Genomic DNA, 9379 nt, shown 5'->3' with positions numbered 1-9379 from the left:
TATGCTGTCACCAGTACACTTTGAACAGAACCACAAAATGAAGACGAAGAGTGTCTAATAAACTCGGGGCTATTCATTCCTTGCTTCAGCCTCACTCCAGGAGGTGACAACATTCCAGCCGACACGCCCTTTGCTGATATAGTCAATTGAAGCATATTTGCGCGCAACAGTGTAAGGCTCATTATAGGTGGTCGAGGCTGTCGCGATGTAACCAATATTCTTGGTTGCCGTCGACAGCGCTGAAATCAGCGTCAAAGGCTCGAACTGGTCGACCTTACCGATATAGCGCAGTGCCTCGGGGTCATCCCCGCCTTGCCGCACAGCAGCTCCATCAGCAAAGAAGATAAAGTGGATTTTTGCGGCTTCTGCACGACGTGCAAGATCTTGCCAGAAATCGATATCGAGCGATGAATCGGCGGGCGCACCGGGATAGCGCCAACCCGACGTATGCGAACCGTTGGATGTAACGCTCAAACCCAAAATAAGGCCGGAGCGACGTGGTGCCTGATGATTGCTGTTTGACATGTTATCGGACGATTTCCGGTTCGGTTATTCGGTGGCCTGATGTGCAGCGTTTTTGTTCGCTTCATAATCAGTGATTTTATTTCGCAGCGCCGGGATCAATTCCCGTCCATATTCGCGTGCATCTGCAGCAATTTCCCATCCGCGCAGGTAGAAAGCACTTGCGCCAAGCTGATAATATCGCAAATAGGAATCGGTCACCTGATCGAGGGTTCCAACCAGTGTGGCAGTGGAACCACCTCGACCGATAAGGCGTGTAAAGCCGAGCCACAGGCGCTCATCTTGCACATCACCCTGACGCGCTATGGCATCGAGTTTAATGGCTCCGACGGAATCGGCCTTCTGCTCCATCTGCTTCAGATTACCTTCAGCCCTACCAACCGTTGCAAGCTCTGCAGCCGCACGATTGTATATTTCTTCGGCTTTTTTCCATGCTTTGTCTTCGTTCTCTGCAATGATAGCACGAAGCGAAACACTAATTGTCAGAGGTCTGCCGCGTTCTGCGGCAAGGCCGTGAAGTCCATCGAAGGTAGCCTTGGACGCAGCAAGAGGCTCACCCCAGACCATATAATAATCAGTCCGGCCCGGTCCTGCTGCCAGAGCCCCTGCGGAAGAGCCGGCGAAACTGATCGCAGGCTGCGCCAAAGGCCGTACTGAGCTGAAACCTTGCTTGACGGAATAATATTTGCCAGCATGATCAAATGGCTGATCAGCCGTCCAAACCTTGCGCAAAACATCGATATATTCAGCCGTACGCTCATAGCGAAGATCATCTGCCAGCGTATCGCCATCGCGCTGCAATTCGCCACCTGGTGCACCTGTAATAATATGTAAGCCCAGACGTCCGCCACCGGCGAGCCGGTCAAGCGTAATCGCCTGTCTTGCAGCAAGTGTCGGCTGCACCGGACCCGGCCGGTGCGCAACCAGAACCTTGAGCTTTTTTGTGATTCGCAAAATATGCGAAGCAATCATCCAGGGGTCTGGTGACCATGAATGCATCCCGACCAGAACACTGTCGAAACCCGCTTCCTCATGGGCAAGAGCCGTATCTTCAATATAATCAATATCGAAATCCGACGACCACCAAAGCCCGGAACTTTCCGTGGCTCTGGTATGCGGAACATAACCTATTATTTCGACGCTCACACCGATCCTCTAGCCTATTTCATAATATGAAATTCAATTTCATATAAAGAATAAAGGCAAACCAGCTGCGTTCAACGAATGGATTTTTAATTATCAGAATGGAATTAGGCTGTTTTTCTCAAATAGGTGCAGAGAGATAACCAAGCTGCTGCGAAACTTTCCGGGCGGTATCCAGCATGAGCGGGGCAATCCGGTCTATATATTGAGTGGTCATCTTCTGCGCTGGCGCCCATAAACCAATCCCGAGCGTCACTTCACCGAACCGGTCACGCACAGGCACAGCAAGACCGATCATGTCACCGATAAACTCGCCCTTACCGATTGAATAGCCGCGTTGCCTGGTTTCGGCGAAATCTTTTTTCAGCGAGACAGGATCGGTGATGGTGTGGCTTGTAACAGCTGCAAGAGGTTTTGCCACAACCGCATTTTCAAAACGCTCATTATGCGCAAGAATAGCCTTGCCCATAGCAGACGAATGCGCAGGTGCCCGACTGCCAAGTGCAGTTACAATTCGTACCGGCTCGGCACTATCAACCCTGTCTATGTAGACGACATTTGCCGGGTCTTCAGGTGATATCATCCCCAGATGGACTGTTTCCCCACATGCTTCCATAAGTGTGTGAAGGAAGGGGCGGGCACTTTCGGCATTTTCTCGAAAATTGACGGCAGCACAGCCAATTTCCCATAATTTAATGCCCAAGCGATAACGCTTGCTGACAGGGTCTTGTACAACCCAGCCAACATTTCGAAAAGTTGAAAGAAAATGATGTAAAGAAGGTTGCGGCAAATCCAGTTCGCGACTGAGTTCGGTAACAGACCACTCACGCTGTCCATCAGCAAATGCTTCAATGATCGTTACTGCTTTTTTCACAGAACTTAACATCAGTCGCAATCTCCTGCCAATGAAACTTTATACTTCCCCTTCTTTAGTCAGGAACAGGCTTACGACGCAAACGGATCTTTGAAGACATCACTATTGCTTTAATCAAATAACTCACCCTGAGATAGGGTGACTGCTCAATTTCTGCCTAAAATCAAACCACCTCTTCATTCAATTTTGCTGTCTAAAACATCGTTCATACTTAAAGACGTAGCCATTGAATAGTAGGATGTCGATTGGCGTCATACTGTATTTGCAACAAAGGACGATCCAGTAAAACCATACTAACTTAAATTTCGCCGCGCCAATGCCTCATGAACATCAGGAACAGCGTTGATAAGCATTTTCGTGTAAGCATGAGTGGGGTTTTCGAAAATACCTTCAACCTCCCCCTGCTCTACAAGAACGCCATGACGCAATATGCCAACACGATCAGCCATCTGTCGCACCACTGCGAGATTATGACTTATCAGCAGATAAGTCAGATTAAACTCCGCCTGTAACGACGTCATCAAGTTGAGAACCTGAGCCTGAACCGAAACGTCAAGTGCAGATGTGGGTTCATCACAGATGATAAAACGGGGACGGCTGGCGAGTGCTCTTGCAATTGCAATGCGTTGTCTTTGTCCGCCAGAAAACTCATGCGGATAACGGTGGACAGAATCTTGCGGCAACTTCACCTTATCCAACAAGTCGCTTACGCGAGCCTTCACAACTAACGGGTCACGTTCAAGCTTCAGGCGGCGGATAGGCTCAGCAATAATATCGCCAACACGCCAGTGAGGGTTGAGGCTGGCATAAGGGTCCTGAAATATCATCTGCACCGCGCCGTTATGACCAGCAAAGGCCTTATCAGAACGATCTGCACCATTAACCCGGACCTGCCCTTCTCCTAATGGTAAAAGCCCGGCAACAATACGCGCAATTGTCGATTTACCGGAACCGGATTCACCCACAAGCGCATAGGTTTCTCCCTCCCGAATATGAAACGAAACATCATTGACAGCACGAAATTTGTTCTGCCCCTTCCCGTGCTTCCAGAAGAAAAAGCCACTGCTTCCGATCCGAAAATCATGTGCAAGGTTTTCAACCCGCAAGATCTCTTCAGCTGATGACTGTGAACGGTTACGGAGGTTTTTCTGATAAATAGAGGGCGTGGCCGCGATCAGCTTGCGGGTATAATCTTCACGCGGTGTCTGTATCACGTCACGGACGGAACCAGCCTCCACAGCGCGACCATGATGAAGCACCACAACACGATCTGCGATCTCCGCAACAACTCCCATGTCATGCGTAATAAGCAACACAGCTAAGCCACGTTCAACGCAAAGTTTTTTAAGAAGTGCAACGATCTGAGCCTGAACCGAAACATCAAGAGCTGAGGTCGGCTCATCTGCAATAAGCAGCTCCGGATCAGCAGCAATTGCCAAAGCGATAACAACGCGCTGGCGCATACCACCAGAAAACTCGTGCGGATAGGCGTCAAGCCGACGCTCGGCATCCAGGATTCCAACCTCTGTCAGAAGCTCTATTGCCCGCTTCCGTGCGGCCGATTGAGGTAAAAAAAGATGGCGGCGTATGGTCTCGATTAGTTGTCGGCCAATCGTATAAAGAGGGTTGAGACTGGACAGAGGATCCTGAAAAACGGTTCCAATATTTTTGCCGCGTAAAGCTGCTAATTCTTTATCCGGCAAATTATCAATGCGTTGTCCCTTGAGATAAATTTCACCGCCTGCAACATATCCGGGAGCATCAAGAAGACGCGTAATCGCCGATCCTGTCATCGACTTTCCTGCACCTGACTCCCCAATCATTCCAAGCACTTCGCCCGCATGGATATCGAAAGACACTCGATTAACGGCATGAAAGAAATGTCCGGCCACGGGGAAGTCTACTTGCAAATTGCGCACGGTTAAAACAGCAACTGGCTCCTTGCTCGATACCTCATGCATTAGAGTTGCCCTTGCTTCTTCGGGTTAAGGAACTCGCGCAACCGGTCACCAAGCAAATTTATGGATAAAGCAAGCAGAACCAATGTGACCGCTGGGAAGAAGAGTATCCACCACTCGCCCGAAAACAAAAACTGCTGACCATTGCGAATAAGTGTGCCCAATGATGGTCGTGTGGGTGGAACCCCTACCCCAAGATAAGACAATGTTGCTTCCTCCAGAATTGCCAGAGCCAGTCCCAATGTTGCAACAACGAGTGTTGGTCCGAGTAAGTTTGGTAGAATATGCGTAGTCAACAAACGAACAGGGCGAACACCAATCAGCCTTGCTGCTGCCACATAATCCTTTCGCCGTTCAACCAGTACTGCGCCTCGAACTATGCGCGCAAATTGTGGCCAGTTCGAAAGGCCAATTGCAAAAATCAATAGCCACACAGTGGCTGCCTCCTGATGCGCAGGAGAAACAAGCCCTTGTGCAAGACCGAAAATCAAAAGCGCAATGAGAATTGTAGGAAAGGTCAATTGCGTATCGGCTATGCGCATGATGATTGTATCGAGGAGTCCGCCTGCATATCCGCTGATTAGTCCGGCACTGACACCTATAAGCAACGACACAAAGGTTGCAGATAAAGCCACTAACAATGAAACCCGGCTACCATAAAGAATAGAAGAGAATATATCTCGACCCTGATGATCGGTCCCCATAAGAAATGTATTGCCTGTGAATGCACTGGGTTGCAGAGGCGCAGTCAAACCATCCATCAGATCTAGCGTTGCCGGATCAAAGGGCGAATATGGCGCTATCAAAGGTGCAAATATTGCACCTAATACCAATATTGCAGCCAGCAACCCAGCTATCGTTGTTCCCATTGGAAACCGTTTATAGCGCGGAACTTTAGCTCTCGCCGAGCGGCGATTATCTATGTCTGCTACAGAAAAAGGTGTATCAGTCATGCTACGATCCCGTCTTGATACGGTCAAAACGAAGACGCGGATCGACAGCAAAATAAAGGATATCAACCACGAGATTGATGCTCACAAAAAGCAATGAGATGAAAACCAGATATGCAGCCATAACCGGTACATCGACGGACTGCACGGAGTTGATAAAGAGCGAACCCACGCCCGGCCATTGAAAGACCGTCTCTGTTACAATAGCAAAGGCAATGACTGATCCAAGTTGCAATCCGACCACTGTTATCACCGGAACAAGGGTATTTTTCAGCGCGTGTCCGAAATAGATACTTCGGCTGGAAAGACCGCGTGCTTTAGCAAAGCGGATATAATCCTGCCGCAAGACATCGAGCATTTCCGACCGGATAAGCCGCATCAGCAGCGTTGTTTGAAACAGGGACAAAGTAATTGCAGGTAGTATTAGTGAACGCAGCCCTGATGTGGTCAAAAAGCCCGTTGTCCACCAGTTACCAAGCGCAATAACCTGCCCTCGCCCAAAGGATGGCAACCAGCCCAGTTCAACAGAAAACAGATAGATCAGCCCCACCCCGATCAGAAATGTCGGCAGTGATACACCGATCAGAGACGATGTCATGATGAATTCAGTCAGACGCGTTTTAGGGCGTAATGCGGAATAGACACCCAGAATGCCGCCCCCGATAAGTGCAATGAGTGATGAGGTAACTGCCAGCTCAATTGTCGCGGGCAATTTCTCTATAATCATCCGGCTAACTGGTTCCTGCTGTTTGTATGAAAGGCCAAAATCGCCCACCAGACCACGCTGTATGAAAGACAAAAATTGCAGATAGACAGGCTTATTCAATCCCAGACGTTCTTTCAGTTCCTGTCGTTCTTCCAGACGTGTTTCCTGACTGGCAATGGATTCCAGCGGATCGCCAACAAAGCGAATGACTGCAAATGCGATCAAGGCAACGCTCAACATGACGCCCATAGATTGAAAAATGCGCCTGATGATGAAACTGGTCATATATTCAGCCTGAACTGTACCGCCACCGCGTGGCTGTTATTCACAATGATGCCCTCGCCCCCATATGCGAGGGCGAAGGCTATAAGTGTTTACTTATTGATCGTTGCCTGTCCGATCTTGGGCGAATTATCCGGCTGATGCTCAAGGTTAAACTTGTCACGCACCGCCCACGCTCCAACCTGGTTGTGAAGAGGCAGATATAGATGCTCCGCTTTCACGAGCTTCCATAATTCATCGATGGTTGCATCACGCTTGGCTGGATCAATCTCAGCGCCCAGTGACTCAATTTTCTGATCAACCTCAGCATTTGAATAGCCGGTCGCATTATAGGCGCCATAACGTCCCTGCCGTGTATGCACCAGATCGTTGAAGTTATAAGCGCTGTCGAATGTCGGCACACCCCACCCAAAAAGATAGAAGTCTGTCTTCTGATCAACAATTAACGGCGAATGTTGTGCATAGGGGCGCGACGCCAGATTTACCTTTACGCCAATGCGTCCAAGAAACCCGACAACTGCCTGAGCGATTGCTTCATCGTTGACATATCGATTGTTCGGAGTATCGAGAGTAATTGTAAAGCCTTGCGGATAGCCCGCTTCACTCAAAAGCGCTTTTGCTTTTTCAACATCGGGCTTTGAATAGGCGTCGAGCTCCTGCGTCCAGCCATGAACAAATGGCGGCACGATGATGCCGGTTGGCACAGAATTACCACGAAGAACAACCGCCTTAATTGCATCGCGGTCTATTGCCAGGTCAAAGGCTTCACGCACCCGCACATCGCTAAGTGGATTTTTATCCTTGATGTCAGAAGACGCCAACGGTGCATCATCAACCCGATAGCCCAGGAAAATGGAGCGGTTTTCAGGGCCAACAGAGACTTTAATACCCGGCGTATTTTTTAGTCGTTCGATATCCTGCACCGGCACTTCATGCAGAAAATCCACTTCGCCTGAAAGAAGCGCTGCAACGCGTGTCGCATTATCGGCAATAGGTGTATAGACAATTTCCGTTATTTCGGGCTTCTTCTCCGCCCAATATTCCGGGTTTACATCAAGTACAGTGCGAACCCCGACTTCGCGGGATTTCAGCGTATATGGACCCGTGCCATTGGTGTTTCTGACCGCGTAATTATCCTTGCCAGCTGCGATATCCTGAACTTCTTTAACGTCATGCTTTTCCGCCCATTCCTTATCAAGAATATAGGTTCCGGTCAGATTATTGGGATAAATTGCATTGGGAGCACGCAGCTTTACCTCGACCGTGTTGTCATCAACAGCCGTCACCTTTTCCACGTCTGCATGAAGCTGACGGAGATTGGATTTGTCTGAGCGCGCCCGATCAAGTGTAAAAACAACATCTTCGGCAGTGAAATCTGCACCGTCGTGGAACTTGACATCCTTGCGCAATTTAAAGACCCAAGTGGTAGGGTCCTCCTCTTTCAAACTCCATTCTGTTGCCAGACGTGGCACGAGTTTGCCTTCGGCATCACGCCATATAAGACTTTCATAAATGTGATTGAGAATTGCGTGCGTTACGCCATCATTCTGCGCATGAGGGTCAAGTGTGAGTGCATCAGCAGCTCTTGTCCAACGCAATGTCTCAGCATTACTAAACTGCGCAGTTGACGTGACCAACAGAGCAGCAGTTACAAAGCTCAATATATTAAATCGCAACTTAGATCCCTCTCAGACAATGAAAACTGACTGAACAATTCCACAGGAGGGAGACCTAAAGCACGCATCAAATAACCAAATTTCTCTACTAAACAAAAATAATCTTCTTATAAATCACTCCCTAGTCTACTGATGAAATCTCTTAATAAATTACTGTTACTTCAACGAGATTTCAGACATAACTCATTCTTTGGCACATCAGTTATGATGATTTTAGGCAAGCGATTTCCCGCCACTTGTCATTGCCAGCTTGACGCAGTTTACAGTGATTGGCTGAATTAAATGTGTTAAGTTGGAAGTAATTCATAAGCCTCCGGGAATGGATTACTCTTTGGCCGTATAACTATGACATAATGAAAAGACATAGCGGAACAGACCTTATAAACACTCCAGCAGGAATTGTATTTGATGTAGAAAGCTTCCAGCCTAAGTTTTTAAGTTTATAACTATCTCAAAGTGGTTTATCATTTAATCAAGGCAGAGCAACACTTATTTCATTTTCTCATAGTTGAACGACAGCTATAATGTCTGGATCGTTTCGATTGCGATAGATTTAGTGAATCTAATATTCTATATGATGCTTGTGTCCATCGGTTAATAATTTCCCGATAAGTTTTTTGCATACCAATCACGTATATTATAAAGTGAATTCTAAATTCATCTTATTTCGACAAATTTATTAAATAATTATATTTTTTCCAATTATATTTGTTAAATATAACCTTTATCAATCTTATTACTGATTATTAAAATGTATTTTTACTCATCTCAAATGCCATTCTCATCAAATTAATGGGCCAGTATCCTAAACAGCTTCTTTCGCTGCACATAATCGCAAACTCAAAATCGGATTCATCGGAAGATATTCTTTTATCAATTATTTCCATTCTCCCTGCTTTACCATTTATAAAACTCGGCTAAATTCTCTTCTATGAGATTTCGGGAGGGGCTTTATGAGTGGTTTCGCAATTGTGACCGGAGGAAGCACAGGTATTGGCAGGCATCTGGTTCTTGCTTTTGCTGAAGCCGGATATGCCGTTGCTTTCAGTTTCAAAGGTGATGAAGAAGCATCCAACACCTTGATGGAAAGTGTCGAAGCATCAGGTGGTCAGGCGCTCGGAATCGAATGTGATGTGGGATCAGCCGCCGAAGTTGATGAGTTTTTTGATGAGGTTTGCAGCTGGTATGGCGATGAGAGGTGGTTCGGGAAATCTGGACAGCGGAGATAAGTGGAATTTCTGCCTGACTTCGGCTTAGATGCCGAGAAC

The 9379-nt window shown here is 47.6% G+C and carries 7 protein-coding genes and 1 pseudogene; 1 reads left to right on the top strand and 7 read right to left on the bottom strand.

Annotated features, from left to right (window positions below; genetic code table 11):
• Positions 1 to 69: 69 nt before the first annotated feature.
• From FHY56_RS17490 to FHY56_RS17460, 7 genes are all read right to left on the bottom strand, one after another.
• Positions 70 to 525 (bottom strand): LLM class flavin-dependent oxidoreductase, encoded by a 456-nt coding sequence (locus tag FHY56_RS17490; RefSeq protein ID WP_140906402.1) that lies wholly within the window; start codon positions 523 to 525, stop codon positions 70 to 72.
• A 24-nt stretch (positions 526 to 549) separates the two neighbouring features.
• Entirely contained in the window at positions 550 to 1668 is a 1119-nt protein-coding gene (locus FHY56_RS17485) for an LLM class flavin-dependent oxidoreductase (RefSeq protein ID WP_158447790.1), read from the bottom strand.
• Between the two features lie 118 nt (positions 1669 to 1786).
• Entirely contained in the window at positions 1787 to 2551 is a 765-nt protein-coding gene (locus FHY56_RS17480; RefSeq protein ID WP_140906400.1) for an IclR family transcriptional regulator, read from the bottom strand.
• Between the two features lie 281 nt (positions 2552 to 2832).
• A complete protein-coding gene (locus tag FHY56_RS17475) occupies positions 2833 to 4500 on the bottom strand; it encodes a dipeptide ABC transporter ATP-binding protein (protein ID WP_140906399.1) in 1668 nt (555 codons plus the stop codon).
• The gene (locus FHY56_RS17470; RefSeq protein ID WP_140906398.1) at positions 4500 to 5450 is read right to left on the bottom strand and encodes an ABC transporter permease; all 951 of its coding nucleotides are present in this window, start codon (positions 5448 to 5450) and stop codon (positions 4500 to 4502) included. Before FHY56_RS17470 ends, FHY56_RS17475 begins: the two co-directional genes overlap by 1 nt.
• 1 nt (position 5451) lies before the next feature.
• Positions 5452 to 6438: an ABC transporter permease gene (locus FHY56_RS17465; protein ID WP_140906397.1), complete on the bottom strand. Its 987-nt coding sequence runs from the start codon at positions 6436 to 6438 to the stop codon at positions 5452 to 5454.
• Between the two features lie 89 nt (positions 6439 to 6527).
• The gene (locus FHY56_RS17460) at positions 6528 to 8111 is read right to left on the bottom strand and encodes an ABC transporter substrate-binding protein (protein ID WP_210240074.1); all 1584 of its coding nucleotides are present in this window, start codon (positions 8109 to 8111) and stop codon (positions 6528 to 6530) included.
• Between the two features lie 953 nt (positions 8112 to 9064).
• On the opposite strand from FHY56_RS17460, the pseudogene FHY56_RS17455 reads away from it, so the two are divergent.
• Positions 9065 to 9304: pseudogene (locus FHY56_RS17455) on the top strand (SDR family NAD(P)-dependent oxidoreductase); the annotation flags it as partial.
• Between the last annotated feature and the right edge of the window lie 75 nt (positions 9305 to 9379).

Origin of the sequence: Brucella gallinifaecis, from assembly GCF_006476605.1 — a bacterium.
Classification (GTDB): Bacteria; Pseudomonadota; Alphaproteobacteria; order Rhizobiales; family Rhizobiaceae; genus Brucella; species Brucella gallinifaecis.
This window is presented reverse-complemented; position numbering and strand designations above follow the sequence as displayed.